Origin of the sequence: Aestuariirhabdus haliotis, from assembly GCF_023509475.1 — a bacterium.
GTDB lineage: Bacteria > Pseudomonadota > Gammaproteobacteria > Pseudomonadales > Aestuariirhabdaceae > Aestuariirhabdus > Aestuariirhabdus haliotis.
This window is the reverse complement of the sequence record NZ_JAKSDZ010000015.1, coordinates 44,733-71,469: the sequence shown is the minus strand read 5'-3', so window position 1 is coordinate 71,469 and position 26,737 is coordinate 44,733. Positions and strand designations below refer to the sequence as shown.

Genomic DNA, 26,737 nt, shown 5'->3' with positions numbered 1-26,737 from the left:
TGTCCATCGATCTCAATGAAATCAAACAGGTCTATGCAGAAGCTGACTGCATTTATACCAATGACCAGGTCGAGACTGCATTGGCGAAGATGGCCACAGAGATCACGGCCCGCCTGAAAGATGCTGATCCGCTGATTTATACCATTATGAACGGCGGTCTGGTCACCGGTGGCAAGTTGCTTACGCACCTGGAATTCCCCCTGCAAGCGGGCTACATGCATGCTACCCGCTACCGGGATCAAACCACCGGCGGCAAACTCGACTGGCTGGTTCGCCCCACCCACTCGATGGCAGGCCGCACCATCCTGGTGGTCGATGACATCCTCGATGAAGGTCACACCCTGGTGGAAGTGGTTGAGCATTGCCGCAGTCTGGGCGCTGAAGAGGTCCTGACAGCTGTACTGGTCGACAAATTGCACGAACGTAAAGCCATACCAGGCATGAAGCCCGATTTTGCGGCACTGGAGATCGAAGATCGCTTTATTTTCGGCTACGGCCTTGATTACAAGGGCTACTGGCGTAACGCTCCTGGTATTTTCGCCCTTAAAGGCCACTAAGCACCTGTCAATTAAGGAATTCTCCATGTTGCATAAAGACAAACAAAAAGTTATCGGTGAAGAGCTCAGTGACGATCGCATCAAAGGCATGCTCGACCTGCGCAACGAGAATGGCGAGGTCGACGATTTTCATCTCCTGACTCGAGCCTATCGCGCGCTGCGCGCCGATGATTTTGCCCGGTTTATCCAGTTTTATTGCGCCGCAGGACACAGCGTCGACGCCGAGGATAATCAAGGCACCCCTTTCCTGTCCGTGCTGAAAACACACGAACAAGCCGCTCCCTATCGCGAGATACTGATCAACGCCGGAGCCAAGGCCTAGCTCAATGCTTAGGCCAATGCTGATTAGCACTCATTTATCGACGAAATAACTCCGACTGAAATCGCTACTCTTTATTGCTAGCGGTTTCAGCGTTACTCTAAGGCATCCTGTTCAACCTGTGACGGGCCACCCTCTGACGGAATCGCCTTGGATACGCCGCACACAACCACCTCGATCATTCGTTTACCCATTGCTTACCGTATGGCGGTGGCTATTACCCTCTGCACGTTTTTATCCCTGGCGTTGCTGGTCTCTATCAACGCCAATCAACAGTCACAACTGCTCAACAAACAAATTTCCGGATACGCGACCACTATCGTTCGGCAATTGGCGGCCGCAGCTCAGGAACCCCTGTTCACCGACGACCACCTAAGCCTTCGCTTGACCATAGCCAACCTGACCGAGCAACCCGATATTCAGGGCGTCGCACTGTACAATGAAAAAGGTGATCTGTTAATGCAACAGGGTCAGACCAGCGGCGGTCGACTTACCGATGAGTTGCGCCGAACTGTCAATGCGAAACCCAAGGACAACCAACTCTTTCGTTTCCGCTGGAAAGATAACAGCCACAATGAACTCTCGGCGTTTATTGCCCCGATTCGCTTCAAAGGAGTTACCGCTGGTTATGCCGAAGTGGCCTTCAGCCGAATTCAGTTATTTGGCGTCATTCGTAGCTCCCTGAGCAGCACACTCATCGTCGCCTTGATCCTGTCCGGCCTTTCCACCTTGCTGGCGGTCGTTATGGGTAAACATTTGAGCAACCCCATCAACACCCTGGTGGATGCGACGGCCCAGGCGCTGGGCAAGGCACGTCACGACGAGCAACGGCGACACACCGATGAGATTGCCTACCTGCTTGATGGCGTCAACGAGATGGGACAGGCGATGGTGGAAAAATCACAACTCGAGCAAGTTTTCTCCCGCTTTGTATCCCCGACAATCGCCTCCCAGATGATCGAAAGCCTGGATCAGGTTGCGCTGACCAACAAGCGAGTAGAGGCGACCGTGCTGTTCGCCGACATCGTCGGTTTTACTAAAATGTCGGAGCAGATGGATCCCGAACAGGTCGCCGAATTACTCAACGAGTACTATGGTTACTTCTACAAATTGAGTAAATACTATTACGGCACCGTGGATAAATTTATTGGTGATGCGGCCATGGTTATATTCGGCGTACCAGAAGAGGATTCAGAGCATCGCTTCCACGCTATCTCTTATGCCGTCGGTTTGCAGCGTTTGGTGGAAGAACTCAATATCGCCCGTTCTGCCAAGAACAAACCCGGTATTCATGTTCGTATCGGTATCAACTGTGGCACCATGCAAGCAGGATTACTGGGCACCAGTGAGCGAATGGAATACACCGTCGTCGGAGACTCGGTCAACCTGGCTTCCCGCCTCTGTGGTGAGGCCGAAGCCGATCAAATTGTCATTCCCGCCGATATCTATCACCACCCGAGCATCAAAGAACGAGTACAGGTCAAGATTCAAAACGCGATTCGTATTCGTGGTAAAACCGAACCCGTCGATACCTACCTCGTCACCGGCATGAGTGATTCCCAACGCCAGGCTATCAGTGCCCTAATCGATGATTTGATCTATGGCAGCCAACACGATGACTAAACCCCTGTCACCAGGTTCGCTCCATCCGGCTCTGTTGCTGGTTTTGACCATCAGTCTGCTAACGGGCTGCGCCCAATACTATATACAGACCGGCCAACTCGATGATCAACTCGACGCCTGGGAATCGTCCAATCAGTACCAGAAAGCGATCGAAGCCATCGAACAACTACCAGCGGCTCACCCGCATCGGGATGCCTACGAACAGCGGGAATCCCAATTGCGCACCGCACAGAAAAAATATATCCACCGCACCATAAACGAAGCTAACGCCCTGACTCGCAAGCGCCAATGGCAAGCAGCGCTAGAGCTGTACCAGCAAGCTCTGGATGGGAATCCCGACCAGGGCCAACTGAAACAGAGCTACGATAATATCTGGATGCAACGTCAGATATACAACACCAAACTGCGCCACCAACTGAAACTGATCGAGGCCTCTACCCTTAAACGACGACTGCAGCTGTTCGAGGAATTGGCAAGAAGTAATCCGCAACGGGATGACTACAAGAAAGAGCTGGAAACGCTGCAACAACAACAGCAAACGCTCTATAGTTTTCTGCACCAGTGCGCCGAAGACGGGCTCGAGTTCACCAATTTTACCCATGGTCAGAGATGCCTCAAACTGGCCCAGGGCATTCGGCCAAAACACATATCAGCCAAGTCTCTCGAACTGCTAAGCAAGCGCTACCAACAACTTAATAAACGCAATAAAAACGCGTCCGACCGTCGAACGCAACAACAACTATCATCCCTCGAACAACAGTACAAAACCGCCCTCAAACAACAAGATTATATACAGGCACGCCATCTTCTCGACCAACAAGAATCACTTAGCCCGGACAGCAGCCACTTGATTAGCACCCGCCTGGAACTGGAAGCCGACATCGAAGAGTATGTCGAACAACAGATGCATTTAGGGGCCGAAGCCTACAGCAATGGACAAATTGAACAGGCCCTGACGACCTGGCAACCTCTGCTACCCTTACAGCCCGACAACCTGAAATTACAGGATCAAATTCAACGTGCGGAACGTTTCACGCGCAAACTGAAAACCCTGCAACAAAGTCAGTAACCCTCATTGGAGACCTGCGATGCGACTGTCTATTTTAATCCTGCTATCCCTACTGGCCGGTGGCTGCGCTCTTAGCCCTCAGCAAGTCAACCTGAACCCGGAAATTACCCCTGCCAAGGAAGCCCCCTACCTTCGAGGCTCGGTCGCAGTGACAGTTTTTGATGGTCGCAATAACAAGGTACTGGGTTCACGCGGTGGGGCCTATGCCAACTCCAGCAAACTGACACTGGCGAACGACTTCAATGAGAGTATTAGCCGCGAAGCCGAACGGGTACTACAGAGCTTTGGGCTGGAAATTGATAACCAGAACCCATTACTGACCTTCAATATTTTCCTCGAGGAACTCAACTATCGAGTCCCCGACGGAAGCTATGTAACCCAGGTGGACCTTGACGCCGGTCTGAGGGTTGAGATCATCAAAGGCAATCGTACCTACCGAGGCCAGTACCAGGCACAAAGCCAACACCGGGTAGTCAGCGCTCCGGACGAAGAGAAAAATGAAATGCTGATCAATGAAGTGGTGAATAGCGCCCTGAGCCGTATGCTCAGCGATCGCTCACTGCTCGATTTCCTCTCCACTCCCTGACGCCATATTTGCCGATTGTAAACCAACGGGGGCGCCGACAAAGCGCCCCTGGGCAAAGGGCACGCCCAGCTTCTGTAACAATTGCAAGTCGCGTTCTGACGACAGGTTATCCGCTATGAGTTGCTGGCCACTGGCGAGTGCCAGCTCACGAATCGACTTCACCATGGCACAGCCCACTTCATCAAGCTGCTCCCACCCATCAACAAAATCTCCCGCTAACTTCAAATAGCTGATCGGTAAGGATTTAAGCGTCTGGAACGATCGCAGTCCCATGGCAAAATTATCCACGGAGAGCTGGCACCCCAGCGCTCGTAGCTTTTCCAGTACCGGCACCACCGTCGCCAGATTGTGCATCAAGATGCTTTCAGAGACTTCAAAAATCAGCCGCTCCGGCGCCAACCCGGCAGTTTTCAGGGTTTCTCTTAAGCGGGGTACTAACAGGTCATCCTCGATGATATGGGCCGACAAATTGATTCGGAGGGAAACGCCGGAACGTTCCTGAGCCATGCTCGCCGCGCTGGACAAGCCGCGTTCGAGTACCCATCGATCAATATCCAGCATCATGCCCAAACGTTCCGCCACAGGGAAAAACAGGCTGGGAGGATAGAGTTGCTCTCCATGGCGTAAACGTAACAAAAGCTCGTATTGCACCAGTTTCTGGCTGCGAGTATCGACTACAGGCTGGAACAGCATCTCAAGGCGGTCATGGCTCAGGGCATCACGTAACATCTCAGCCCAACGCACCTGTTCCTGGGATTGTGAATCCATACTATCGCTGACGTGATAGCGATTTCTGCCCAGAGATTTAGCCTTGAAGCAGGCCTTGTCTGCCAGACTCCACAACTGTTCGGCTCCCCCCTCACGACAGGCCGCTACCCCGATACTGCAATAAATTTTAAAATCCTGGGCTCCCAGATAAAACTCATAATCTCGAAACGCGCGAATGATTGCCTCGGCGATATCAACACCTTCGGTCTGGTCAGTGTTGGGTAACAGGACACAAAACTCATCGCCACCATAGCGCCCGACCAGAGCTTCCATTGGCACCGAACGGGTCAGTAGTCCGGCCACCTCAACCAACAAACGGTCGCCAGCCGCATGGCCCAAGCGATCATTAACCGCTTTGAAATTATCCAGATCGACAAACAACAGAACGCAATCCCCCATCTGCTCGACGATGGCGTCGAGCCGGGAGGAAAAGGTGGCCCGGCTCAGTAACCCGGTGAGCGGGTCGATCGATGCCATACGTTTGAGCTCCACGTCCCGGTCCTGAAGGCTCTCAATCGCATGATTCATAGCCCGGGTGATGGGCTGCAGCTCCAGCAATTCTTCACTGCGCAGCGGTTGATTAATCTCACCGTCGGCCAGGCGCTGCAGGGGTTCTTTCAGCTGCGCCAGGGGACGCAAGGTATTCGTTATGACCCAGCGAGCCACCAGCAATGAGATCAAAAAACCCAATGCCAGCAACAAGCCACCCTGACCAATTTTCTGCCACAGCTGTTGCTGATACAGCGAGTAATCCAGGGCGTAGTCCATAAACCCGATCAGTTGAACCTTTTCACCGACATCCTCCATATCAAATGCCAGTAAGCCGTCGTCGCTCAGCGAACGAATCCAGATGGGTGACACCATTCGCACCACAGAGCCCGAAGCAGGAAAGGGAGCAACAAGGTGGGGCTTATCGCCTGTGATGTCCCCCAATTGCAGCAACTGGGCATAACTCAGAGGAGGAAGGTCTTTGAGTTGCACGTCATCTCGCAGATATTGCGCCATCAACTCCTTACCTGACGCACTGTAATAACGTACATAGACCAGATCTGTGATACTGCTGAAGGCACCCCTGAGCAAACCATTGCCCCCGGCGGTGGTATACAGGGGCGTTCCCAGCTCATCGAGCTTGGTGGCAACATCGAGCGCCTGATGGCGAGCATTATGCTCCAGGGCCTCCTGAGCCGTATACCAACCAACGCCCACCGAGAGAACAAAGAAAACGCCACCCCATATCAACAAGACCATCAGGATTCGACCGATCAAGCTGGGGCGAAACAGCGCTCGGCTCCAACCTGTTTGAGGCCGCTTCGGCCTGACTCCCAACATCAGGGAATCCGATTATGAATATGGGATTTAAGCGTTGCCGGAATCCGTATCCCTAGCCTCGACGCCACGACTGAGTTGATCTTCATCTCCCCGCCTTTCAAGGAAACCAGCTGACTTGATAGATCCTCTTCCTGCCGCAATAACCGTAACTGCTCCAGAATACGCTCCGAGACATCGACGCTGTTGGTCGAAAAACTGAGTAACGCCCCCGCTTCCAGCAGCTGGGGAGAAAAGACCGCCAACTGCTTGCCATTCTTCACCGTGTAATTCATCAGCTCCCTAATCACCGACCGGCTTAGCACACGATTATCCGGCAATAGCCAAATACCCTGGGCCTCTTCGACCTGCTTGAGGGCATAGACCAGCTCTTTGTCCGAACGCACCTCAATATGATGCAGGCGTATTCCCGATAGCCGAGCTCCCTGCTGCAACCGGTTAACCGTCAGGGATTGATTGGGACCCGTGGCGACCGCAACCACCCTGAGACCCGGGCTCAACTTACGCCAGAAAGAAAACACCTGATCGGCGGGCGGCAAGATATTAACCCCGCGCCGGCCGTCACGCAGCAATCCGAATTCTGAAAAATTAAACACCTGTGAGAACACCTGAGGGTGGGGGATCGTCTTGCTGGCTTTAGCCGCCAACAGTCCGATAGCGACCACCTGAATATTCTTTTGCACAGCAAGCTGTTTAGCCAGGGTAGCGGCATATTGCGCATCCCCCTTGAGGGCATAAATTTGCGCACGATATCCCAAACGGGCCTTTATTCGTTCGGCCACTGTCGTCATTGCAGGAATTTCGGCACTCACCAGGACCGCGACGGAGGGCAGCCCGTCACTGCGATCATTAGTTTCTGGCTTGGGCTTAGCGCTCGCCTTGGCCGGTACATCCTTGACCACCGTGCTTGACTTACTCGAAGAGGTTTTGGGTTTGCTGGGTGCTTTCGTTGCAGAACGTGCTGGTGATTTACTGGCTACCTTGGCGGGTTTCTTACTGCGATCGATCACTTGTGGGGGAGGCGCATCATCATCGTTAAAGCCTGGCAGAGAGGCACAACCACCTGACAGCATCAGCCCGGCAAACACCCAGACCAGCGCAAAAGAGCATCGATATTCCATTAAAATACAATTACCCATAATCAAAAAATAGGTTGGGGATCCGGCCAACTGTTAATAATCTGACATTATTCCAACATATTGGCGCCAATATGTGATGCTGGTCAAATTTATGATTTGAGCCAGCGACAATTGGGACCGTTAACCATCGCCGCAGCAGGGACAGGCAGGATCCCTTCGTAACCTTAGTTCACGCCAGCTGCTGGTAGCAGCATCCAGAATCAATAGCCTTCCGCAGAGGGACTCACCCAACCCCGTTAGCATCTTGACTGCCTCGAGCGCCTGCATGGTGCCGATCATACCGACAACAGGTGCCAACACGCCGGTGCGTGCGCAGCTTTGTTCCTCCACGCCCTCTTCCCGATACAAACAACGGTAACAGGGAGAAGCCTCATCTCGCGGATCGAACACCGATATCTGGCCCGACAAGCCGATCGCAGCCCCGGAAACCAAGGGGGTTTGGCTATTGACACAGGCTCGATTGATAGCAAACCGGGTCGCAAAATTATCGGTCGCATCCACCACCAGATCCGCGGCGGCGACTTCTGCATCAAGCGCCTCGCCGTCCAACCGCGCACAAAGCGTACTGACGTTGATCCCGGAATTGATTTGCCCAAGAGTTCGGGCTGCCGAATCAACCTTGGCACTGCCGACATCGGACTCAAAATGGGCAATCTGTCGCTGCAAATTCGTCAACTCGACCTGATCATCGTCGACCAGCCTTAGCTCGCCCACCCCGGCGGCGGCCAGATAGATCGCCACAGGGCAACCGAGCCCACCCATGCCAATGACCAAGACTCGGCTGGAGAGCAGCTTTTCCTGCCCCGCTATCTCGATCTCCGGCATCATGATCTGGCGACTGTAACGCAGCAACTGCTCATCATTCATCATATTGAATCTCCCGGTTTGCACACTGTTGTCGCTGGCGCCCACCGCCCTCGGGTAACCCGATCCTGGCCAGCCAGATCCTGCAGGGTTTCAATGTCACCATAGCCCAGAGCCTGCATCAGGTCTCGCACCGCGGCCGCCTGTTCAAATCCATGCTCAAACAACAGCCAACCGCCCGGACATAACCACTGCCGTGCCTGTTTACTGATCTGGCGGATATCGGACAGGCCAGATTCTTGCGCCACCAGCGCCGATCTCGGCTCAAAACGCACATCCCCTCGCTGCAGATGAGGGTCCTTTGGATCGATATAGGGAGGATTACTCAAAATCATATCGAATGATTCTCCATCCAGGGCATCACACCAGCTGCCCTGAACAAAGACTACATTGTCGATATCGAGTCGTTTGGCGTTATGCCGGGCAAGAGTTACCGCCGCCTCAATCCGATCCACCCCAACCAGAGTCCATTCGGGTCGCTCCGAGGCCAGGGCCAATGCAATGGCACCACTGCCGGTACCCAGATCCGCCACGCGACAGGCAGTATTCGGTAATAACTCTAACGCCAGCTCGACCAATAATTCGGTCTCAGGCCGCGGTATCAAAGTGGACGCATCGACATTCAAGTCTAACGACCAAAACCCCTGCTTACCGATGATATGGGCAACAGGCTCACCTTCTCGCCGGCGCGCCAGGAAACCATCCAATGCCTCAAGCTGGGTCACTGTCAGGACCTTTTCAGGCCAGGTAAAGAGGTAGCTACGTTCGCATTCGAGCGCGGCACAGAGCAACAGTTCCAGGTCCAGTCGAGCGGTATCGCTGATCCGCTCAAGGCCATGATCGCTGGTCAGTAACTGGGCAATGGTGACGCTCACCCGATTATTCCGACAGCGTCGCCAACAGGTCCATCTGATGCTCTTGCAGCAAGGCTTCGATCACCGAGTCCGCATCACCTTCCATAATTTCAGGCAATTTATACAGAGTGAGATTGATACGGTGGTCGGTCACTCGCCCCTGGGGGTAGTTATAGGTTCGAATGCGTTCGGAGCGATCGCCACTACCGACCAGGCTACGTCGCTGGTCAGCCACCTCCTTACGCGCCGCCTCATCCGCCACACTGTTAATGCGCGCGGACAACAGGGCCATCGCCTTGGCCCGGTTCTTGTGCTGCGAACGCTCATCCTGGCATTCCACGACAATGCCCGTGGGCAAGTGGGTCAAACGAATGGCCGAGTCGGTTTTGTTAACGTGCTGACCGCCGGCTCCGGAGGCTCGGAAGGTATCCACCCGCAAATCCCCCTTGTTGATTTCGACATCATCGGTCTCTTCCGGCTCTGGCATGACCGCAACGGTGCAGGCGGAGGTATGAATTCGTCCTTGGGACTCGGTTTCCGGCACTCGCTGGACCCGATGAGCTCCGGACTCAAACTTTAAACGCCCGTAGACATCACCACCTACGATCCGGCTGATGATTTCACGATAACCGCCATGCTCCCCTTCATTGGCGCTGATCACTTCCACCTTCCAGTTGCGGCGCTCGGCATAACGTGAATACATGCGAAACAGATCGCCGGCAAAGATAGCAGCCTCATCGCCACCGGTGCCGGCCCGAATCTCCAGGAAGGTGTTGTGGCTATCATTGGGATCCTTGGGCAATAACAGCTTTTGCAACTCCGTTTCCAGATCCTCAAGCTGGGCTTTACCGCCGGCGATCTCTTCCTGCGCCATTTCGCGCATTTCGTCATCACCGTCTTCTAACAGTAGCCTGGCTTCCTCCAGGTCATCGGCTACCTGTGAATAGCGTGCAAAGCACTGCACCACCGGTTCGAGCTCGGCATATTCCTTGGAAAACTTGCGAAACTTGTCCTGGTCGGAAATCACTTCCGGGTCTGACATCAAGGCTGCCAGCTCTTCATAACGATCACGCAAGCCTTCAAGCTTGCTGACAATAGATGCTTTCATAATGACTTAATCCTGGAGATCTAACTGGAACAGCTGTTGGGTCCATTCCACCAGCTCCGTGCGCCCCTCGGCGCTTGCTTTCTTGATCTGGATACTGGGACTGTGAACCATTTTATTGGTCAACGAACGCGCTAGCTGTTGCAGCACATCTTCAGCCGATGCGCCTTTTTGCAACTGTTTCAGCGCCTTATCCAGCTCCTCGCGTTTTACTGTTTCGGCCTGTTGCCGCAGGGCCTTAAGCACTTCAACCCCGTCCATCTCCCGCTGGCGAGTTTCAAATACCTCGACACCGCTGTCGACCATCAATTCGGCCGACTCCGCAGCTTTCTGGCGACTTTTCTGGTTCTCTTCGACCACCTCGTGAAGGTCATCGACGGTATACAGGTAAATATCCGCCAACTCACCGACTTCGGGTTCAATATCCCGTGGCACGGCAATATCGACCATAAACATAGGTCGACGCTTGCGCTTCTTCAGCGCACGCTCTACTGCACCCTTGCCCAATATCGGCAACTGGCTCGCGGTCGAGGCGATCACAATATCCGCATCAACCAGGTGGTCGGGCATATCTGAAAGCAATATGGCGTGTGCATCAAATTCCTGGGCCAGCCGCTTGGCACGCTCCAGGGTGCGATTGGCGACGACGATTCTATCCACACCGGCTTCTCGCAGGTGACGCGCCACCAGTTCAATGGTTTCACCGGCGCCAATCAACAGTGCGCTGCTGCGGGACATATCGGCAAAGATCTGCTTGCCCAGACTGACGGCGGCATAGGCGACCGAGACCGGGTTTTCCCCGATGGAGGTATGAGTCCGGACCTGCTTGGCCATGGTGAAGGTATTCTGGAACAGGCGGCCTAATTCCGCGCCCACGCTGTTGGCCTCTCTGGCCACCGCAAAACTGGATTTAAGTTGCCCCAGAATCTGGGGTTCACCCAGCACCATGGAATCCAGGCCGCTGGCCACCCTCATCATATGCCTGACCGCTTCTGAATCACGGTGAATATAGCTGCATTGCTCCAGATCCTCGACACTGAGGCTGTGATAGTTCGCCAGCCATTCGAGTAACACCTGGTGATCGTTCTTCAGGGTGCTGCAGTAGAGTTCCGTACGGTTGCAGGTAGAAAGGATGGCCACCCCAGATACTTGGGACAACTCCCGAACCTGGCCCAGAGCTTCAACCATCTGCTCCGGAGCAAAAGAGACCTTCTCGCGTACTGCAATCGATGCCGTCTTATGATTAATGCCTATCGCTAGAAAACCCATACCTTCCCGTTTATCACCTGCCCTGGCTGAAGCTCCGCTTCATTTAAAAGGCCATGGGAGAAAAGTGGTGAATTTTCCTACGGATAGCCGTCAACTTCAATAACAACCCCATAATTCAGCAGCCCTATCTATCACCTCATTGATGCAAGTATGGGTTTAGCTTTTCGCTTGTGTCATTATGTGATTATCCCTTTGTTTAACCAAACAGGCTGAATACATCCACATGACCCCATGTCGACTTCGCGCATTCAACGGCCTTATAGCCCCACTATTACTGGCCGGATGCGTTACCACATCAATCGATACCGATAATTCAGCCCCAGCAACTCAAGCCAAAAACGCCCCGAGCACAGTCCAGAAAGCCCCCGAGGCCTCATTTCACAAGGACACCCTGTACGCATTAATGGTTGCTGAGCTTGCCGGCAATCGTGAGCGCCTTGATCTCAGTCTGGGCAACTACCTGGAACAAGCCCACAATACCCGCGACCCTGGTGTCGCCGAACGCGCCCTGCGCATCGCTCACTACATTGGCGCCCGCCAGGCCGCACTGGAAGCGGCCCGCATCTGGGCCGAAACCGACCCGGATAACCGCCAGGCACTGCAAACCTATGCCCTGGAGCTGGCCCATGTCGAATCGCTGAATGAAGCGGCCGATCTGATGCAACGAGTACTGGAGATGGGAGGGGAAACTCATTTTGACCTGCTCGCCGCCCGGGCCGAATCACTCCCACCAAGGCAACTGAAAGCTCTTCTGTCAGTGATTGATACCAGCGCCCAAAGGTTTCCGGACAATACGCAGCTGATGCTTGCCAGAGCACTGCTACTAGAGCATGAGCAGCAATATGACGAGGCCCTTGAACAGCTCCAAAAGCTACTCGATCAAGAGCCGGAGAGCAGAAATGGCCTGCTGCACCAAAGCCGAATTTTACACCGTATCGGACGCGATAATGAGGCCGCCAAAGAGCTGCAAGGCGCGCTGAAATCCCATCCTCAAGATCAACGCCTGAGATTACTTTACGGTCGCGTATTGTTGGGTCTGGGGCAAACCCAACAAGCCTTGGCGGAATTCAAAACACTGCATGAACGCTCTCCAAATGACAGCGACCTGACCCTGTCAATCGCGCTAACGGCGCTGGAAGGCGAGCAACCGAACGAAGCCGAAAATTACCTTAACCTGTTGCTGGAACAAGGCGAACGGGGCGACACTGCCCATTATTATCTTGGCCGATTAGCCGAATCCCGGGATGATTGGCAAACAGCACGGGATCATTACCTGCAGGTTAAATCCGGCAATGAATTCCTGCCTGCCTACACCCATCTCAGCCAGCTACTGGCCGATCGGGAACAATTACCACAAGCGCAAAAGCACCTGCGCCAGGCACGGGACCAACGCCCCGAACTGCGCATTCAGCTCTACCTGCTCGAATCCGAAGTCCTGATCGATGAACGGGAGTACGACGAAGCCGACAAGACCCTCAGCGAAGCCCTGAAAGTTTACCCCCGCAACATCAGCCTGCTTTACGCTCGGGCGATGCTTGCCGAGAAAAATGACGATCTCGATAAGCTGGAACAGGACCTTCGTACCATTCTTGGCATCGACCCGGAAAACGCCGTAGCACTCAACGCCCTGGGTTATACCCTGGCCGATCGCACCACGCGCTACGAGGAAGCCGCCGAGCTAATTCGCAAAGCCATGCAACTTAACCCCGACGATCCGGCAGTAATCGATAGCATGGGCTGGGTTGAGTTTCGGCTGGGCAATTACGATCGAGCGCTGGAACTACTGCAGCAAGCCTATGCCATGATGCCAGACCATGAAATTTCTGCGCACCTGGTTGAAGTGCTGTGGATGCAAGGCCGCCAGCAGGAAGCCCTTCAGCTTTGGGAAGAAGCCCTGCAACAGCACCCCGAAAGCGAACTGCTGAAAGCGGTTATGGAACGCCTGAATCCGAGCTAATCCCATGCGACTTATTATCCCCTTAATCCTGCTAGTACTAACGGGCTGCGCAACCCTGCAGCCTGCAAAAGCCCCCCTTTCACCTCAAGAACAGGTGCAGTACTGGCAAATCCATCAACACCAGATGGCAAGCCTGCAAAAATGGCAACTGTCCGGAAAATTAGGCATCCGCACCGCCGAGCGCAGCGATTCGCTCTACCTGAACTGGGAACAACAGGGTGACTATTACCGGATTCGTATAGCCACCGTTATTGGTCAGACACTGGCCATTATCCAGGGCTCTCCACGCGGAATCTCGCTCAGCACAGCCGATGATGGCACTCAGTTCGCGCAATCCGCTGAGCAGCTATTACGGCAGGAACTGGGCTGGGATCTGCCAGTTACCGATTTGGGTTACTGGATACGAGGCATTCCCGCTCCGGGCAACAACGATCCGCGACTGAATAATCAGGGACTACTGGACTCCATGCAACAGGGCAAATGGTCTCTAAGCTTCGGCCGTTACCAGCAAGTTGAGCAGTGGCAGCTGCCCGGCCGATTGGTTGCCAAAGGCCCCCATGCCCGATTGACATTTATTATCAACGACTGGAAACCCAGCAGCTAACCCCATGTCTCGTCAACTGCTTGATCTGCCCGCACCGGCCAAAATCAACCTGTTCCTGCACATCACTGGCCGTCGTAACGATGGCTACCATGAACTGCAAACCCTGTTTCAATTTCTTGATATCGGCGATAGTCTGAGTTTCGAAAGCCAGGATGATACCAATATCGACTTATGCCCTGTCCTACCGGGCGTCCCCAACGCAAGCAACCTGATTGTTCAGGCGGCACAGCGACTACAGCAGGCAACGGGTTGCCAGCAAGGGGCCCGTATACAACTGAACAAGTATCTTCCTATGGGTGGAGGGCTTGGCGGCGGCAGCTCGGATGCAGCAACGACCTTGATCGCCTTGAATCAGCTCTGGGGTACCGGGCTCTCGCTGCAAGAGTTGGCATCCCTGGGGCTCGAACTGGGGGCCGATGTCCCGGTATTTATTGGCGGTTACGCTTGCTGGGCGGAAGGTGTCGGCGAACAACTCAGTCCGGTGACCTTGCCTACCCCCTGGTACCTGATCGTGCTGCCCGGTTGTGAAGTCGCCACCGCAGAAGTTTTCGGTCACCCCGACCTGCGGCGCGACAGCCCGCCAATAACCTTACAAACCTATCAGCAAGGCCTTACTCGCAATGACTGTGAAGCCCTGGTTCGCCGGCTTAAGCCTGCGGTCGACAACGGCCTGACTTGGCTGAGGCAATACGGGCCTGGCGCCATGTCCGGCACCGGAGCCAGCCTGTTTTGTCCCTTTGACAGCGAGCGAGCGGCCCAGCAGGCCCTGAGCCAGCTCCCGGCCCCGATGAAGGGGTTTGTCGCTCAAGGCTGCAACCGGTCACTTTTGCACCAACGCTTGCAAATAGAAACCGAAACCCTTTAAAATTCGCGCCGTCGTATATCGACGACCACTGGGGTGTCGCCAAGCGGTAAGGCACTGGGTTTTGATCCCAGCATGCGTAGGTTCGAATCCTGCCACCCCAGCCATTTCAAACCGTCGCCAGCCTGCTACTATTTATGGACGCAGGCGAGTAGACATAGCGCTTTTAGCCATCCATCCGCACGCCAAAGGTACTCACCGTGTCCAAAATGATGATCTTCGCCGGGAACTCAAACCCGGAGCTGGTTACACGCATCACCGAACACCTCCACCTCCCTCTCGGAGAAGCTAAAGTAGGACGTTTCAGCGACGGTGAAGTGGCGGTAGAAATTAACGACAACGTTCGCGGCAAGGATGTATTTATCGTACAGTCCACCTGCGCACCCACCAACGACAACCTGATGGAGCTGATCGTGATGGCCGATGCCTTGCGTCGATCATCTGCTCAACGAGTGACGGCTGTAATCCCCTACTTTGGTTATGCCAGACAAGATCGTCGCCCTCGTTCGACCCGAGTGCCAATCAGTGCCAAAGTGATCGCCGATATGATCAAAAGCGTGGGTATCGACCGCGTTTTAACCGTCGATCTGCACGCCGACCAGATCCAGGGTTTCTTCAACATTCCGGTTGATAACATTTACGGCTCCCCTATTCTGCTCGACGACATCTCTCGTCAAAATTACGAGAACATGATGATCGTTTCCCCCGATATCGGCGGTGTGGTTCGAGCTCGCGCCCTGGCCAAAAAGCTGGATACTGACCTGGCCATCATCGATAAACGTCGCCCGGAAGCCAACAAAGCCGAAGTCATGCACCTGATCGGTGATGTTGAAAACCGCACCTGTATCCTGGTCGATGACATGGTCGATACCGCCGGCACGCTGTGCCAGGCCGCTGCGGCACTTAAAGATCGCGGGGCTTCTGAAGTTTACGCCTACTGTACGCACCCGGTACTTTCCGGTCGTGCCATCGAAAACCTGAACAATTCAGTGCTCGATAAACTGGTCGTAACCAACACCATCCCTCTTACGGCCGCCGGCCAGGCCTGCGACCGTATTCGCCAACTGGATATGTCCCCCCTGATCGGTGAATCTGTTCGCCGTATCAGTAATGAGGAATCTCTTAGCGCAATCTTCCGCTAAAGCCATCCCCCTTAAAACAAAGCCGCTGCGCCACCGTCCTGGCGCGGCGGCTTTGTGATTGCACCAGAGCATTTTTTTCGAGCATCTGACTAAAAAATACGCTATGATGCGCGCCCTCGATTTTGCAGCCTGCAAGCGAGGATACCGGCCGAAGCTTGGTCGCAAAGCTTCGGATCATTTACTTAGGAGAGACACATGTCTAACGAATTTGAATTGAACGCCGAAGTGCGTACCGACCTGGGGAAAGGTGCGAGCCGCCGCCTGCGTCGCCTCGCCAACCTGATGCCTGCCATCATCTATGGTGGTGATAAGGCCCCTAGCCAGATCACCATACCTCATAAGGATATGATGAAGGCATTGGAAAACGAAGCGTTCTACTCTCACATCCTGACTCTGGATGTTGCTGGCACCAAAGAGCAAGTTATTCTCAAGGACCTGCAGCGCCACCCGGCTAAGGCCATTGTTCTGCACGCCGACTTCCTGCGCGTCAGCGCGGATCAGGAACTGACCACTAACGTACCTCTGCACTTCCTCAACGAAGAAGCGTCCAAGGGCGTTAAACTGGGTGGCGGCGCCATCACCCACAACCTGATTGAGGTTGAAATCCGTTGCTTGCCAGCCGACCTGCCTGAATACATCGAGATCGATATGATCGACATGGATCTGGGTGATATCGTTCACCTGAGCGACCTTAAGCTACCTAAGGGTGTTAGCCTGGTACAGCTTAGCCACGACCACGACCTCGCTGTAGCGTCTGTACAGGCTACTCGCGGCGCGATCGAAGCCTCTGACGAAGAGGATGGCGAAGAAGCAGAAGGCGCTTCCGAGGAGTAATTCCGCGGAGCCCGAGGCACCGGCGTGGCAGCTAACGCTCCAGACAGTATTCAGCTTATTGTGGGCCTGGGAAATCCAGGCCCTGAATATGAGCAAACCCGTCATAACGCCGGCGCCCTTTTCGTTGAGCAACTGGCCCGCTCCTGTGGTTCCAGGTTGCAAAGCGAACGCAAGTTTTTTGGCGACTGTGCCCGTGTATCCCTGCAGGGTCATGATATTCGCCTGATCAATCCCACCACCTTTATGAACCGAAGCGGTCAAGCGGTGGCTGCGATTGCCAACTTCTATAAAATTCCGATCGAAGCAATTCTGGTGGCCCACGACGAACTCGATATCGACGTTGGCTTAGCTCGCCTCAAACAAGGCGGTGGTCATGGCGGGCATAACGGCCTGCGAGACATCATCAGCCGCATGGGCGGCAACCAGTTTCTTCGTTTGCGCTTAGGCATTGGCCACCCAGGGCACAGCAGCCAGGTGACTGGGCACGTTTTGAGCCGAGCCTCGCAAACCGATCAAACCAAACTCGACAACGCTATCGATGAAGCAGTAAGGGTACTTCCCACACTGCTGGACGGCGCCTGGAACAAAGGCGTACAGACATTGCATAGCTACAAAGGCTAGTCACAGGATCACAATCATGGGTTTTAAATGCGGTATCGTCGGCCTACCCAACGTAGGCAAGTCCACACTGTTTAATGCGCTCACCAAAGCAGGCATCGGTGCTGAAAACTTCCCTTTTTGCACCATCGAGCCCAACGCCGGTGTTGTCCCGATGCCAGATCCACGTCAAGACAAGCTGGCGGAGATTGTAAAGCCGGAACGTGTCGTGGCCGCCACCATGGAGTTCGTCGATATCGCGGGCCTGGTAGCAGGCGCCTCCAAGGGTGAAGGGCTGGGCAACCAGTTTCTGGCCAATATCCGCGAAACCGACGCTATCGCCCATGTGGTGCGCTGCTTCGAAGATGAAAATGTTATCCACGTAGCCAATCAGATCGATCCCGTTTCAGATATTGAGGTGATCAATACCGAACTGGCACTGGCAGACCTGGAATCCGTCGAAAAACAACTACAGCGGGTTGCCCGGGTTGCCAAGAGCGGCGACAAGGATGCCGTTCGCCAGAAAGCCATCCTTGAGAAGCTACAACCTCACCTGGACCAGGGGCTGCCTGTGCGCTCACTGACGCTCACTGACGATGAGGAAAAGGAAGTACGCAGCTTCCACCTGCTGACCACAAAACCGACCATGTACATCGCTAACGTCGATGAGGAAGGCTTCGAGAACAACCCCCACCTGGATGCCGTTCGAGCCATCGCCGAACAGGAGAATGCCGTCGTTGTTCCAATCTGTAATAAGCTGGAAGCTGAAATTTCCGAACTCGAAGATGAAGAGAAGCTCGAGTTCCTTCAGGAAATGGGTATGGAAGAAGCAGGTCTCGATCGCGTCATTCGCGCGGGCTATTCGTTGTTGGGGCTGCAAACTTACTTCACAGCGGGCGTAAAAGAGGTTCGGGCCTGGACCGTTAAGGTAGGCGCTACCGCCCCTCAAGCAGCAGGAGTCATTCATACCGACTTTGAAAAAGGCTTTATTCGCGCCGAAGTGACCGCTTACGATGACTTTGTCGCCTTCAATGGCGAACAGGGCGCAAAAGAGGCTGGCAAGTGGCGCCTTGAGGGCAAAGAGTACGTGGTTGCCGACGGTGATGTGGTTCACTTCCGCTTTAACGTCTAAGCCAGTCAGCGGCCTTTACAGGGTCAAAATTAACGACTCCCGGGCGAGATATCAAAGCTGGCCCGGAGTATCATCAAAAAGAGATAAATAAGCGCGTATCAGGCTTGACAAGGCGGTCTGAAATCAACAAAATACGCGCCACTTTCGACGGCTACGTAGCTCAGTTGGTTAGAGCACAACACTCATAATGTTGGGGTCACTAGTTCGAATCTAGTCGTAGCTACCATACAAAGTGAAGGGAGATTATTTCTTCCGGATCGACAGGTTATTGGGGTGTCGCCAAGCGGTAAGGCACTGGGTTTTGATCCCAGCATGCGTAGGTTCGAATCCTGCCACCCCAGCCATCTTTTCTTGCATTCTTTACGCTGCCACCTCCCTGGCGGCAGCACTGAAAGACCGGCCTCAGGCGTAACGCGCCAGACCCCACTCTTTTAATACCAAAGTACTGCAGGCTTCAAGGATATCCTTGGCTCCCTTGCCGCGTTCGCTCAATGATATCTGAACCGCACTGGCCATCAAAGCGCCGAACAAGCGACTTTGACGCAACAAGGTTTTGTCATCCCCTTTGATACCAACCCGCTTGGCTACTTCAGTCAAAGCTACCGCGCCCTGCTTGGCATCATCGGCAACCAGATGACGAGTCAACCGATCCGCAGCTGCACCCAAGCTAACTTCGCCCAGCAATGGATTCTTTTTATGGTAAGTCACGGTCTTGGCAATGATCGCCTGCAACGCCTCGGCAAACTCCTTTTTGCTTGTGACGGCATCAAGCAGCTTTTGCACGGTTTCACGGTAGGCACCCAGAACCTCTTCGGCTAAGGCAGCAACAATCGCACTCTTGGTTGGAAAGTATTGATACAAAGAGCCGATAGAGATACCCGCTCGTTGCGCAACATTATTCATTTTCAGCGAATTCACATCCTCTTCAAGTATGATCTCCTGGCAGATATCGAGAATAAGTCGCTGTTTCTCAAAACCTCTCTGCTGCTGTGGGATCTTTCTGGTGATCGCCTCTAGTGACATGGTTTGATTCCTCGTCTTTGCATAGTGTGTGGCCCCTCACTCGTCGCTTTATCCATTGACGTCAGCATTAGGGCCAGAATCTTGATCTTTCGAGGCTTTATCGTATTTGGAGCACACTTAATACACTCCCACAAACATCCCTATGCCTCATATTTCGATACTATCACGGGCCTCAAACAGCTCCATTGAACAGTCCGCCATATGCGAACTCCGACTTGCTCAAGGTCAAAAAGAAGCCCATTACTTCTCAGCATAGAGCAGCTTGAGAATATTGCGTAGGGATTGATCCGCAATTTGCAAAACACTTACCTTTTTCAGTTCTGCAAGACACTCTGCAATAGCAGGCAAATTAAGGGGTGAGTTCCACTCTCCTTCCGCAAAGGCCGGCATCATATCCGGAGCGTCCGTCTCAAGAACCAGGCTTTCTATAGGCAGCCTCGCGATCATACTTCGCAACCGCGTAGCGCGCGACCAACTGATGGCGCCTCCTACGCCCAACAGGAATCCACGTTCTATATACCGCCGGGCCTGTTGCTCACTCCCTGAAAACGCATGAACAACGCCGCCACAATCAAAATCCAGCTCTCGAAGACACTTAAGCACCTGATCATGAGCCTTACGCACATGAAGCAATACCGGTAACTGTTCACTTTTGGCTATTTTAAGCTGTTGGCGAAACAGGTGATGCTGCATCGGCCATCCGTGCTCTGGCAACATATAATCAAGGCCTATCTCTCCCACCGCCACCAGATATTCCGGCCGCTGCTGGAGCAATTGAGACAATCGCACCAGGTCTACTACCTGGTGCTGATCGAGATAAAACGGATGCAACCCCACCGCTGCCATTAATTGAACTCTTGAATCGTTCTTGGCGCACAGACTCATCAAGCCAGCCCAACTGGATGCCGACACTCCCGGTATCAATATTTTATCCACCCGGGCTGCGGCACAGTCGTCCAGCAAACGGCTACGCCCGTCATCAAATTGAGGGAAATCCAGATGGCAATGAGTATCAAAAAACATGGAAGCTTGATGTGCGACAATCTGACGCACTTATTCTCCTAGGTTGTAGCCTGAGCCCACTTTATAATCCGTACAGTTGAATTGACAAGGAATCTCCTCAGCGTGCGTCATCCCGGTATACAAGTCATTTGTCTAGGCCTGTTGTTACTGGGCATTGTCGTCTTGCCTACCTGGCTGCAACGCCAACCTCCCGATCAATTACTGGCCACTGTAAATGGCCCTTGTCCCCTCAACGCCCCCTGCAACATTCACCTGGCTGGACTGGGCGATGTTACCTTGCAAATAGAGCCCCGCGGCCTGCCCCATGGCAAACCCCTTGAAATCAGCCTGAAAACCCCGGAAGGCGTCAATTCAGCACAGCTGCAGTTTGTTGGCGAAAGCATGTACATGGGGCTGCAACCCGTCTTTCTTGAAGGCAACCCCGCTCAGGGTTTCCATGCCACCACCCGAATCAGCTACTGCACTGTGGACCAGAAGATGCGCTGGCTTGCCGAGCTCCGCCTGTCCACAGACGCCGGCATTTATCAGATCACCTTTGCCCTGGAGCCCCTAACGTGAGTCGTTTTTACCAGATACTTATCCCGATTATGATTGCCATGGTCACCGTTGCCGCGGGCGTCCAGTATTACCTATATCAGGAACAATCGGCGGCCAGGGAACGCCCCCCAGCCCCTCCCTTTACACTCACCAGTAGCAAAGGCCCCGTCAGCCTGCAACAACTCCAGGGTAAAGCGGTTGTACTCTATTTTGGCTACGCCTCTTGTCCGGACATCTGTCCCATTGACCTGGGTATTGTCGGCGGCGCGCTGAAACAGTTAAACACAGAAGAGCACGATAAAGTGCAGGCTCTGTTTATCACCCTGGACCCAGCTCGGGACAACCTCAGGCGACTGGGGGAATACGCCGCTTTTTTCCACCCTCGACTGGGTACCTTGCGTGGCACGGAAGAGCAGATTGCATCCGTTGCCAGAAGCTATGGTGTGATCTACGAGAAAACCTACACAGGTGATGATCCTTCCGTGTATTGGGTGTCCCATAGCGCCAACTTCTTCCTGATCAATCCTGAAGGTCAGCTGGTCGCAACGCTACCACGGGAAACCACGCCCAGCGAGCTGAGCACCCGTATCCGCTCAGTGATCAACTAAGCACATCAAAATATCAATCTAAACCACAAAAGAGAGAAACTATGCGTCTATCAACCCTTGTTATGGCCCTGCTGTGTTCGTTCAGTGTCAACCTCTACGCCGGAGATCTTATGATCAGTGATGGCTGGGTGCGGGCCGTCCCTCCCGAAGCGCCCAATAGCGCCGCTTACATGAAGATAGCCAACCACAAGGACGCAGCGGTAACTCTGGTCGCCGCAAACTCCAGCGTCGCTAAAATGGTTCAAATCCACCTCAGCAAGAAAGAGGGGGGGATGATGAAAATGGAACACCAGAAAGAAGGCGTCGCGGTTCCTGCCGGCGGTACTCTAGAGCTTAAGCCCGGTAGCTACCATGTGATGTTGATGGGCCTTAAGCAACCTCTCAAGGAAGGTGATCAGGTCAAGGTGGTACTGAAATTCAGCGATGGCAGCGAGAAAGAGCTGATGCTGCCCGTGGCAACCTCGGATATGAAATCCGGCATGTCACATATGGACCACTAAGCCTCAGTTTCGATACCAAGCTTAGCCTCTCGGGTGGTGGGCCAACCTTCGCTGCCCGAGACGTCAATGCAACAGCAACATTTATAGAGTTGTGATTCTTAGCCAGTAGCCGTATCCCTACTAACGGGTACCCACTCCATCCATTAGAGTAGCTCACCCAGATCTACCCTGCGCCCATCACAAACGCCTTGAGTGCTATCACTAGAGCGATTCCAAACTCTCGATAATACCTTGCAGCTGCTCTTTAAAGCGCTTTTTCTGTCGTTCGGTAAGGGTATAGCTCAACTGGCTGATCAACTGCACAGTGAGCTCCCGGTGATACAGGATCGACTCCCGGTAACTGAGACTCCAGAGTTCACGATTACGCGTTAACAGAAAACGCAGCCGATCAACCTCTACCGGCTCCACCAGCGCCTCCCTGAGGGCTTGCTGCCAACGCTCACGACTGTCGATCCACCCTTGATCGTTAGGCTTCAAGCGTACTTGATAAGCCTTCAGCAAACGTTGCTGTTGCTCCGTCGGCGACCCCAACCAGAAATCCACCAGAGATTCGGTACGTTCCCGATATCGCTCTTGAGCACTCTCACCGGGCTCCTGAAGGCGCTCACGAAGCTCCTGGTTAGATTCATCGAGGCTTTCAAACAGTTCTTTTTTCTGTTGCTCATCGAGCGACAGCATAAAATGCTCGATCTCCGGGGCCATCATAAGCTTGAGCTCATCCCAAAAGTTCTCCACTCGATGGGACAGATACCACAGCTGCTGTTCTGTAACTCCATCGGCGAATGGCTCCAGTGAACGTAAAAAGCCAATGTAATGGGGTATCTGCTCCTCTCGATGGGCTTCGATAAAATCCCGCAAACCATCACGCATGCGCTGACTCTGGCCGTCCCTCAGAGTGACATAATCCTCTATGTACCAGGGCACCAGCCAGTAAAGGTTGTTGTAAATAGGCTTGAGAGTGCAACCCACCATAAACAGGCTGACTAGCAATACCAATCCCTTGATGCCTGGTTTCATTCCCTAACCTCTCCCGTCGCACGACATAAATCAAGTCAACGCCCCTTCCGGCAAGGCACCCTGACCGGATAGCAGTACCAGCTTACTGATTATCTTACGCAGAAAAAGCCGGCAGAGTTTACTCATAATTCTAACTGGCAAATTACCCGGCTATCTGGCAGATCCGATCAGCAGCCGCAGGAGTACCCACAGAAATGTTGCACCGCCCTGTGCAACAGCTGTGGATAAATCAGGCTACCCCAGAGAGGCGGGGCATCTTCCAGGTTTGGTCAAAAATAACTCAGCCTTGCCGGCTGGCAAAAAACTGTTTGAACGCAGCCACTACTCGAATAACGTCTTCAGAAGATATATCCAGATGCGTCACCATGCGCATGGGCAGACGTGAATCGAGTCGAATGCCTCGCTCCCCCATAAATACCTTCAGGGGTTCAAACTGCTCTGGCGCCATCTCGACGTACAGCATGTTGGTTTGCACCCGACCGGTTTCCACCCTCAGCTCAGCAATATCAGCCAACCCTTGCGCTAACTCCATGGCGTTGTGATGATCTTCGGCCAACCGCTGCACGTTATTTTGCAACGCATAAATTCCGGCCGCCGCCAGAACTCCGGCTTGCCGCATACCGCCGCCAACCACCTTGCGCCAGCGACGCGCGTTGCCGATCAGCTCATGGGATCCGCAAAGTACCGAGCCGACAGGCGCCCCGAGCCCCTTGGACAAACAAATAGAAACCGAATCAAAAGGTGATGTAATGGTATCCAGACTAACGCCAAGCTTGACCGCGGCATTGCAAACTCGCGCACCATCGAGGTGGTAGGCCAGGCCTTTTTGATCACAGAATTCCCTGGCGCTTTGCAGGTAATCCAGCGGCAATACTTTTCCTGCGTGGGTATTTTCAAGCGCCAGCAATCGGGTACGGGCAAAATGAAAGTCATCCGCTTTGATGCTCGCCTCAACCCGTTTCAGGTCCAGACTACCATCAGCCTCGAATTCAATCGGCTGCGGCTGGATGCTGCCCAACACCGCCGCACCGCCCCCTTCATACTTATAAGTATGGGCTTGCTGGCCACAGATATATTCATCGCCACGCTCGCAATGCGCCAGCAGTCCAACCAGATTACTTTGAGTCCCCGTTGGCACAAACAGTGCTGCCTGATGACCGCTGAGTGCAGCCGCCAATTCCTGAAGTTGATTAACCGTAGGATCTTCGCCGAAGACATCGTCACCCACGGGTGCTCGACTCATCGCGTCACGCATTGCGTTTGAGGGCTGAGTGACTGTGTCACTGCGCAGATCGATTATTGAAGCCATATTTCCGGAACCAGTTAAGACAAGAGCGCCTAACTATACACGAAACTGGGATACCGCTTTCTTCAATGCCGCCGATAAGGTAGCCAGCTTACTGCCTGTGTCAGCGACCTCATTAACCGACTGTAACGAACGCTCAGTTTCACCGTTGATGGTGTCAACGCTGCTCTTGAGATCGACCGATACATGGGACTGCTCTTCTGCCATAGAAGCAATATTATTGATCAGGTCGTAAAGCTCCTGCACCGAAGCTTGCACATTTTGCTGTAGCTGGTCCGCCATCGAAATGGCCTCAATCCCTTCTTCGGCATGGGAACAGGCGTCATCGATCACACCCACCGCCCCTTTTGCGCCGCTCTGCAAAGATTCTATGGTGCGTTGAATATCTTCCGTTGATTGCTGGGTTTTACTGGCCAAGGAGCGAACCTCGTCGGCGACGACGGCAAAGCCCCGTCCACTTTCTCCGGCACGCGCCGCTTCTATTGCGGCATTGAGAGCCAACAGGTTGGTTTGCTCGGCAATCCCCTTGATCACATCCAGTACGGTGCCAATCTGATCAGACCGATCTTGCAGCGAGTTGACCACATCGGATGCCTCACGAACCTTTTCCACCAGCAAGGTAAACAGCTCTCGCACCTTGCCGGAGATATCTACAGTCTGCGAGGTGTTTTCCCTGACCTGATCGACACTGAGTAATGAGTTTTGCACGCTTTCTGTTTCATACTGAATACTGGTGACGATCTCATCAAGCGCATGGCTCACCTGTCCCACAGCCTGTTTCTGACGATCCATCGCCTCCTGCATATGACTGCTCTGCTGATACAGGTCATCGATGCTTGAACCGGTCTGGTCAGCGGCGCCATTAACCTCCTGTACGATGCCCTGGGTTTTCTCGATAAAGCGGTTTATTTCCGCCGCCATGTCGCCAATTTCATCGTTACTGCGAATCGCAATGCGACGCGTCAAATCGCCTTCACCGGTGGCCAGTTCACGTACCTCGCCAGTCAGCACATTGACCTTGGCCAGCACCCGTATTGCCATGGCAATCACCAGCACAAACACCAACAATACCCCCATGACCAACATGATCAGGGTAAGATTTCGCACCAGCATCGAAGAAGAGCTCTCTATATCCTGCTGCACCACTAACAGCGCCTGCTCATTACGCTGCTTGACGTTATCAATGGATGCGCCCAGGTCTTTCAATGTTCCTGCAGACTGAACCTGAATAGCTCCGTCAACCAACTGTTGGCTAACCTCAACCACCTGGGTAAAACTGCTCTCCATGGCCTCAACGGCTTGCTGCTCCTCTTCCCGAGATACCCCCATAATAAAACGCCCAATCACCGCGCCCCGCGGATTAATCTCCACGCTACTGATATAAATATTACTATCGGCGCGGGCCGCACTGAGTACTTTATCCCGGGATCGCCGCCCCTCGCCCTGCTCAAGCAAACGTTTAACCCGGGGATCATTGCGCTCCAGGTGGCGCGTCAGGGGCTTGTCATCGGCATCGAAATAAAAGGCGAAAATTACATCAGGATTCTTATGCGCCACACGCACATACTCGGTCAATAGCGGCGTATCCTCATCCCAGATAGCGGCCGGAGACACCGCCGCCAACAACTGCGCCATGGAATCCGCGGAAGCCTTTAGTGTTTTCGCCAGCTGGGAAGCCACCTTAACCTGCTCGTTGCCTAGCTGCTCTTCCAGCGTGGTGGCCAACACCTCCCTGGATTTTTCCGCAAGTGCCGCGATCGAACGCTCAACCTGGCGGCCGCTGTCGTCGAGCTCCCTGGCAATATTCAGGTTCTCTGCTTCCATTTGCCCCGAGACACCTTCTACCAGCTCATTGACGCTACCCGAGGTGAGCGACAGGGTGATCAGTGTTTGCAACGCTATCACCACGATCACCGCGATGATTAATGGAAGGAGCAAGCGACTGCGCAGGCTATTCAGAAGGCTGGTTAACATAATCATTACCCGTTTTTTCATTATATAGGACATCAAGCACACGAACTGAACGGACCAGTCCACGATCTGGGCTTATCTACTGTATCTGCTGCCGGGTGAAAAGCTTGAATCGGCGGCGTAAAACGCAGCCCTAAAGATAGGA

The 26,737-nt window shown here is 53.8% G+C and carries 26 protein-coding genes and 3 tRNA genes; 18 read left to right on the top strand and 11 right to left on the bottom strand.

Annotated elements, in window-relative coordinates:
- Nucleotides 1-5 precede the first annotated feature (5 nt).
- The 5 genes from MIB40_RS10815 (at nucleotide 6) to MIB40_RS10795 (ending at nucleotide 4,154) form a co-directional block, all read left to right on the top strand.
- Nucleotides 6-557, top strand: a complete 552-nt coding sequence (locus tag MIB40_RS10815) for a hypoxanthine-guanine phosphoribosyltransferase (RefSeq protein ID WP_249693936.1) — start codon at nucleotides 6-8, stop codon at nucleotides 555-557.
- A gap of 25 nt (nucleotides 558-582) precedes the next feature.
- Nucleotides 583-879 (top strand): PA4642 family protein, encoded by a 297-nt coding sequence (locus MIB40_RS10810; protein WP_249693932.1) that lies wholly within the window; start codon nucleotides 583-585, stop codon nucleotides 877-879.
- A gap of 147 nt (nucleotides 880-1,026) precedes the next feature.
- Nucleotides 1,027-2,499: an adenylate/guanylate cyclase domain-containing protein gene (locus tag MIB40_RS10805; RefSeq protein ID WP_249693930.1), complete on the top strand. Its 1,473-nt coding sequence runs from the start codon at nucleotides 1,027-1,029 to the stop codon at nucleotides 2,497-2,499.
- On the top strand, nucleotides 2,492-3,568 hold the full coding sequence (locus tag MIB40_RS10800) for a hypothetical protein (protein WP_249693928.1): 1,077 nt from the start codon (nucleotides 2,492-2,494) through the stop codon (nucleotides 3,566-3,568). The genes MIB40_RS10805 and MIB40_RS10800 overlap by 8 nt, the downstream gene beginning before the upstream one ends.
- Before the next feature lie 19 nt (nucleotides 3,569-3,587).
- Nucleotides 3,588-4,154, top strand: coding sequence for a YajG family lipoprotein (locus MIB40_RS10795; protein WP_249693926.1), 567 nt, complete (start codon nucleotides 3,588-3,590; stop codon nucleotides 4,152-4,154).
- Here the strand turns inward: MIB40_RS10795 and MIB40_RS10790 are convergent.
- From MIB40_RS10790 to hemA, 6 genes are all read right to left on the bottom strand, one after another.
- The gene (locus tag MIB40_RS10790; RefSeq protein WP_249693924.1) at nucleotides 4,125-6,251 is read right to left on the bottom strand and encodes an EAL domain-containing protein; all 2,127 of its coding nucleotides are present in this window, start codon (nucleotides 6,249-6,251) and stop codon (nucleotides 4,125-4,127) included. The genes MIB40_RS10795 and MIB40_RS10790 overlap by 30 nt on opposite strands.
- Nucleotides 6,251-7,369 (bottom strand): ABC transporter substrate-binding protein, encoded by a 1,119-nt coding sequence (locus MIB40_RS10785; protein WP_249693922.1) that lies wholly within the window; start codon nucleotides 7,367-7,369, stop codon nucleotides 6,251-6,253. The genes MIB40_RS10790 and MIB40_RS10785 overlap by 1 nt, the downstream gene beginning before the upstream one ends.
- Nucleotides 7,370-7,507: 138 nt before the next feature.
- The gene (locus tag MIB40_RS10780; protein WP_249693920.1) at nucleotides 7,508-8,257 is read right to left on the bottom strand and encodes a HesA/MoeB/ThiF family protein; all 750 of its coding nucleotides are present in this window, start codon (nucleotides 8,255-8,257) and stop codon (nucleotides 7,508-7,510) included.
- Nucleotides 8,254-9,126, bottom strand: a complete 873-nt coding sequence (prmC, locus tag MIB40_RS10775) for a peptide chain release factor N(5)-glutamine methyltransferase (protein ID WP_249693919.1) — start codon at nucleotides 9,124-9,126, stop codon at nucleotides 8,254-8,256. Before prmC ends, MIB40_RS10780 begins: the two co-directional genes overlap by 4 nt.
- A gap of 4 nt (nucleotides 9,127-9,130) precedes the next feature.
- On the bottom strand, nucleotides 9,131-10,213 hold the full coding sequence (gene prfA, locus MIB40_RS10770; protein WP_249693917.1) for a peptide chain release factor 1: 1,083 nt from the start codon (nucleotides 10,211-10,213) through the stop codon (nucleotides 9,131-9,133).
- A gap of 6 nt (nucleotides 10,214-10,219) precedes the next feature.
- Nucleotides 10,220-11,479 carry a glutamyl-tRNA reductase gene (hemA, locus tag MIB40_RS10765; RefSeq protein WP_249693915.1) on the bottom strand — a complete coding sequence of 420 codons (1,260 nt, stop codon included), beginning with the start codon at nucleotides 11,477-11,479 and terminating at the stop codon, nucleotides 10,220-10,222.
- Nucleotides 11,480-11,702: 223 nt separating this feature from the next.
- Between hemA and MIB40_RS10760 the strand changes: the two genes are divergently transcribed.
- The 10 genes from MIB40_RS10760 to MIB40_RS10715 all read left to right on the top strand — a co-directional run bounded on the left by MIB40_RS10760 (nucleotide 11,703) and on the right by MIB40_RS10715 (nucleotide 18,951).
- Nucleotides 11,703-13,436, top strand: coding sequence for a tetratricopeptide repeat protein (locus MIB40_RS10760; RefSeq protein ID WP_249693912.1), 1,734 nt, complete (start codon nucleotides 11,703-11,705; stop codon nucleotides 13,434-13,436).
- 4 nt (nucleotides 13,437-13,440) lie between these two features.
- A complete protein-coding gene (gene lolB / locus MIB40_RS10755; RefSeq protein WP_249693911.1) occupies nucleotides 13,441-14,040 on the top strand; it encodes a lipoprotein insertase outer membrane protein LolB in 600 nt (199 codons plus the stop codon).
- A gap of 4 nt (nucleotides 14,041-14,044) precedes the next feature.
- Nucleotides 14,045-14,905, top strand: a complete 861-nt coding sequence (ispE, locus tag MIB40_RS10750; protein WP_249693909.1) for a 4-(cytidine 5'-diphospho)-2-C-methyl-D-erythritol kinase — start codon at nucleotides 14,045-14,047, stop codon at nucleotides 14,903-14,905.
- Between the two features lie 29 nt (nucleotides 14,906-14,934).
- A tRNA-Gln gene (locus MIB40_RS10745) sits at nucleotides 14,935-15,009 on the top strand.
- A gap of 93 nt (nucleotides 15,010-15,102) precedes the next feature.
- A complete protein-coding gene (locus tag MIB40_RS10740) occupies nucleotides 15,103-16,044 on the top strand; it encodes a ribose-phosphate pyrophosphokinase (RefSeq protein ID WP_249693908.1) in 942 nt (313 codons plus the stop codon).
- Between the two features lie 195 nt (nucleotides 16,045-16,239).
- Nucleotides 16,240-16,878 (top strand): 50S ribosomal protein L25/general stress protein Ctc, encoded by a 639-nt coding sequence (locus MIB40_RS10735; RefSeq protein WP_249693907.1) that lies wholly within the window; start codon nucleotides 16,240-16,242, stop codon nucleotides 16,876-16,878.
- Nucleotides 16,879-16,902: 24 nt separating this feature from the next.
- Nucleotides 16,903-17,499, top strand: a complete 597-nt coding sequence (pth, locus tag MIB40_RS10730) for an aminoacyl-tRNA hydrolase (protein WP_249693906.1) — start codon at nucleotides 16,903-16,905, stop codon at nucleotides 17,497-17,499.
- Between the two features lie 16 nt (nucleotides 17,500-17,515).
- The gene (gene ychF / locus MIB40_RS10725) at nucleotides 17,516-18,607 is read left to right on the top strand and encodes a redox-regulated ATPase YchF (protein WP_249693905.1); all 1,092 of its coding nucleotides are present in this window, start codon (nucleotides 17,516-17,518) and stop codon (nucleotides 18,605-18,607) included.
- A 149-nt stretch (nucleotides 18,608-18,756) separates the two neighbouring features.
- A tRNA-Met gene (locus MIB40_RS10720) sits at nucleotides 18,757-18,833 on the top strand.
- 43 nt (nucleotides 18,834-18,876) lie between these two features.
- Nucleotides 18,877-18,951 (top strand) — tRNA-Gln (locus MIB40_RS10715).
- 58 nt (nucleotides 18,952-19,009) lie between these two features.
- Here MIB40_RS10715 and MIB40_RS10710 read toward each other — a convergent pair.
- Together MIB40_RS10710 and MIB40_RS10705 are read right to left on the bottom strand one after the other, a co-directional pair.
- The gene (locus MIB40_RS10710) at nucleotides 19,010-19,630 is read right to left on the bottom strand and encodes a TetR/AcrR family transcriptional regulator (protein WP_249693899.1); all 621 of its coding nucleotides are present in this window, start codon (nucleotides 19,628-19,630) and stop codon (nucleotides 19,010-19,012) included.
- A 240-nt stretch (nucleotides 19,631-19,870) separates the two neighbouring features.
- The gene (locus MIB40_RS10705; protein ID WP_249693897.1) at nucleotides 19,871-20,683 is read right to left on the bottom strand and encodes a TatD family hydrolase; all 813 of its coding nucleotides are present in this window, start codon (nucleotides 20,681-20,683) and stop codon (nucleotides 19,871-19,873) included.
- Between the two features lie 72 nt (nucleotides 20,684-20,755).
- Here MIB40_RS10705 and MIB40_RS10700 point away from each other — a divergent pair, with 72 nt between their 5' ends.
- Genes MIB40_RS10700 through MIB40_RS10690 form a run of 3 tightly spaced genes read left to right on the top strand, consistent with a single transcriptional unit; the run spans nucleotide 20,756 to nucleotide 22,298 of the window.
- Nucleotides 20,756-21,211, top strand: coding sequence for a hypothetical protein (locus MIB40_RS10700; protein WP_249693895.1), 456 nt, complete (start codon nucleotides 20,756-20,758; stop codon nucleotides 21,209-21,211).
- On the top strand, nucleotides 21,208-21,798 hold the full coding sequence (locus tag MIB40_RS10695; protein ID WP_249693894.1) for an SCO family protein: 591 nt from the start codon (nucleotides 21,208-21,210) through the stop codon (nucleotides 21,796-21,798). The genes MIB40_RS10700 and MIB40_RS10695 overlap by 4 nt, the downstream gene beginning before the upstream one ends.
- Before the next feature lie 41 nt (nucleotides 21,799-21,839).
- Complete coding sequence (locus tag MIB40_RS10690; protein ID WP_249693892.1) at nucleotides 21,840-22,298, top strand: copper chaperone PCu(A)C; 459 nt, start codon at nucleotides 21,840-21,842, stop codon at nucleotides 22,296-22,298.
- A gap of 201 nt (nucleotides 22,299-22,499) precedes the next feature.
- On the opposite strand, the gene MIB40_RS10685 is transcribed toward MIB40_RS10690, so the two are convergent.
- The 3 genes from MIB40_RS10685 to MIB40_RS10675 all read right to left on the bottom strand — a co-directional run bounded on the left by MIB40_RS10685 (nucleotide 22,500) and on the right by MIB40_RS10675 (nucleotide 26,595).
- Nucleotides 22,500-23,315 carry a DUF6279 family lipoprotein gene (locus MIB40_RS10685; RefSeq protein ID WP_249693890.1) on the bottom strand — a complete coding sequence of 272 codons (816 nt, stop codon included), beginning with the start codon at nucleotides 23,313-23,315 and terminating at the stop codon, nucleotides 22,500-22,502.
- Between the two features lie 280 nt (nucleotides 23,316-23,595).
- Nucleotides 23,596-24,615 (bottom strand): low-specificity L-threonine aldolase, encoded by a 1,020-nt coding sequence (gene ltaE / locus MIB40_RS10680; RefSeq protein WP_249693935.1) that lies wholly within the window; start codon nucleotides 24,613-24,615, stop codon nucleotides 23,596-23,598.
- Nucleotides 24,616-24,657: 42 nt separating this feature from the next.
- Entirely contained in the window at nucleotides 24,658-26,595 is a 1,938-nt protein-coding gene (locus tag MIB40_RS10675; protein ID WP_249693888.1) for a methyl-accepting chemotaxis protein, read from the bottom strand.
- Between the last annotated feature and the right edge of the window lie 142 nt (nucleotides 26,596-26,737).